General features: G+C 53.4%; 3 protein-coding genes and 1 riboswitch. All 3 genes read right to left on the reverse strand.

All coding sequences use genetic code 11. The features are described from left to right. The coding region (gene gcvPA / locus G6Q15_RS12150; protein WP_164119198.1) for an aminomethyl-transferring glycine dehydrogenase subunit GcvPA at window positions 1-1,124 on the reverse strand (1,124 nt) is incomplete at its 3' end. A gap of 23 nt (window positions 1,125-1,147) precedes the next feature. Next, the gene (gene gcvH / locus G6Q15_RS12155) at window positions 1,148-1,519 is read right to left on the reverse strand and encodes a glycine cleavage system protein GcvH (protein WP_164119200.1); all 372 of its coding nucleotides are present in this window, start codon (window positions 1,517-1,519) and stop codon (window positions 1,148-1,150) included. Window positions 1,520-1,541: 22 nt separating this feature from the next. Then, a complete protein-coding gene (gene gcvT, locus G6Q15_RS12160) occupies window positions 1,542-2,678 on the reverse strand; it encodes a glycine cleavage system aminomethyltransferase GcvT (protein WP_164119201.1) in 1,137 nt (378 codons plus the stop codon). 52 nt (window positions 2,679-2,730) lie between these two features. Then, window positions 2,731-2,841, reverse strand: a riboswitch (glycine riboswitch). Window positions 2,842-2,875: the final 34 nt, after the last annotated feature.

A 2,875-nucleotide genomic window follows, 5' to 3' on the forward strand; every position in this document is an offset into this window, starting at 1 on the left:
CCATTAATCTGTGCGAGCTGCCCAGCAGCCCGCACCGCTTTTGCATGATTGAGCTGCGCCAGATCACGAAGGCCTTTTTCCCCCAGCAATGTCATATGGATCGAAAATGCCAACGCACACAGCCCTGAATTGGTGCAGATGTTCGATGTCGCCTTTTCACGGCGAATATGTTGTTCTCGCGTGGAAAGCGTGAGAACAAATCCGCGTTTACCCTCTGCATCAACGGTTTCGCCGCACAGACGCCCCGGCATTTGCCGCACATATTTCTGTTTACACGCAAACAAGCCTACATAAGGCCCACCAAATTGTAATCCCACGCCAATTGACTGACCCTCGCCCACGACGATATCCGCGCCCATTTCACCCGGGCTCTTAACCGCGCCAAGCGCCACTGGTTCGGTAACAACTGCAACAAGCAACGCGCCCGCGTCCTGCGCTTTGCTTGCCAGCGCAGTCAAATCTTCCATGCGGCCCAATATATCGGGATATTGCACCACAACGCAGCTTGTTTCCTCATCAATCGCATCGATCAGCCTGGCAATATCAGTCTGGGCCGACAGTTCAGGTGCAGAGCTGATGACATCATCGCCAGTAAAGTGTGCCATGCTGTTCGCTACAGAGACATAATGCGGGTGCAGACCATTTGACAGCAGCACCTTTTTCTTGCGCGTAATGCGGCCTGCCATGGTGATGGCTTCCCAGCACGCTGTTGACCCATCATACATTGATGCATTGGCAACATCACAGCCAAACAGCCGTGCAACCTGTGTCTGAAACTCAAACAATACCTGCAAAGTACCCTGTGCAATTTCCGGCTGATAGGGCGTATAGGCGGTCAGGAATTCGCCGCGCTGGATCAGATGATCGACGCTGGACGGCACATGATGCCGGTAAGCCCCTGCTCCCAGGAAAAATGGCACGCTGCCTGCCACCATATTCTGGTCCGCAAGGCTGTGCATATGGCGTTCCACCGCCATTTCACCGGCATGATCAGGCAAATCATGGATTGTTCCTGTAAGCCGTGCTTCTTCGGGCACATCGCTAAACAGTGCATCCACCGTATCCACGCCAATTTTGGCAAGCATGGCAATACGGTCGTCAGGAGTAAGGGGCAGGTAACGCATAATATTCCCTTTGCAGGAGAGTGTCAGAGGCTGGCGACAAATTCCTTGTACGCCGCGTCATCCATCAGGCCATCAAGCTGGCCCGCATCGGACAGGTCCAGTTTGAAAAACCAGCCTTCGCCTTCCGGATCGGTATTGATAAGTGACGGATCATCGGCCAGCGCCGCATTACCTCCGTTCACTTTACCAGAAACCGGTGCGTACACATCGCTTGCCGCTTTTACCGATTCAACAACGGCGGCATCATCACCTTTGGTCAATTCTTTGCCGCTTTCGGGCACTTCAACAAACACCACATCGCCCAGTTGTTCCTGCGCGTAATCGGTGATGCCAACGGTGGCAACACTGCCGTTCACTTCGATCCATTCATGGTCTTCGGTAAAATATCTGCTCATATTCGACTTCCTCTCAATTCTATCAAGCCTTGGGTTTGCGGCGGTAATTATGTGGTACAAACGGCATTTTAGTTACAGTGACAGCAAATGGCTTGCCGCGTTGCTGTGCCGTCAGGGCCGTTCCTTCTACGCTCAATTCGCTGGGCACATAGGCCATGGCAATCGGACGCTCCAGACTGGGCGCAAAACCACCGCTCGTCACCTGTCCTATTTCCTTGCCCGCATCATCAACGATAATGGCGCCTTCGCGGATGGGCTGACGCCCCTCCACAAAAAGACCGACCCGTTTCATGGTTGCACCGTCTTTATGCTCGCCCAGTACGCGCTGAGCGCCGGCGAAACCGCCTTCCGCGCGTCGGCGTTTATTCAACGCAAAGCCAAGGTCTGCCTGTATCGGTGTGATTTCTGCTGTCAGGTCATGGCCGTAAAGCGGCAGGCCAGCCTCCAGACGCAAACTGTCGCGCGCGCCCAGGCCAATGGGTTTTACGTCTTCATGTCCGCACAAGATATCTGCCAGTTTTTCAGCATCCTGTGCAGCGACGCTGATTTCGAAACCGTCTTCGCCGGTGTAACCCGAACGGCTGATCCATAGATCCATACCGTCCAACACGAATGCACCAGCCATCATGAAATAGAGTGTATCAACTTCGGGAATGAATGATGCGAGCGCCGCGCCTGCCTTAGGTCCCTGTAACGCCAGCAAGGCGTGGTCATCCATCAGGTTGATCGTGACGCTGTCAGGCATATTGTCGATAATATAGGCAAGGTCATCATATTTGGTCGCACCATTGACTACGGCATAGATATCATCGCTGCGACGCGTGACCATCAGGTCATCCAATATCCCGCCATCCTGGGCCAATAGAAGCGAATAACGGATGCGATTTACACCCAGTTTCTGGATTTCCCCAGGCAGGATCTTTTCCAACTCTTTGTCTGCACTGTCACCGGTAAAAACCACCTGGCCCATATGGCTGACATCAAACAGACCGGCATTTTCACGGGTCCAGACATGTTCAGCCATGATACCTTCATACTGAATCGGCATTTCATAGCCTGCAAAACTGACCATGCGTGCGCCCTGCCTGCGGTGCCAGCTGTCGAGTGGCAGTTTCTGATCTTGTGGCGGACTATCGTCCAATTGATTCTGATCTGACATATTCGGCTCCTGATGACATGTGACAGACAATTAGGCGCGGATACGCCAATCACCTGCCCCCTCTGTCACGGAACCTGAGAGTTTTCATGGAAGACGCAAAGCACGCCGCCATTTACCCCTTCGGTGGAATGGATTTCTCCATTCGCTTTCCAGAGTGCCTGAATGACAATGCGGTCCATTTGCACCTGAGAGTYTCC

The sequence above is a fragment of the Sphingorhabdus sp. Alg239-R122 genome (assembly GCF_900537065.1).
Lineage (GTDB): Bacteria > Pseudomonadota > Alphaproteobacteria > Sphingomonadales > Sphingomonadaceae > Alg239-R122.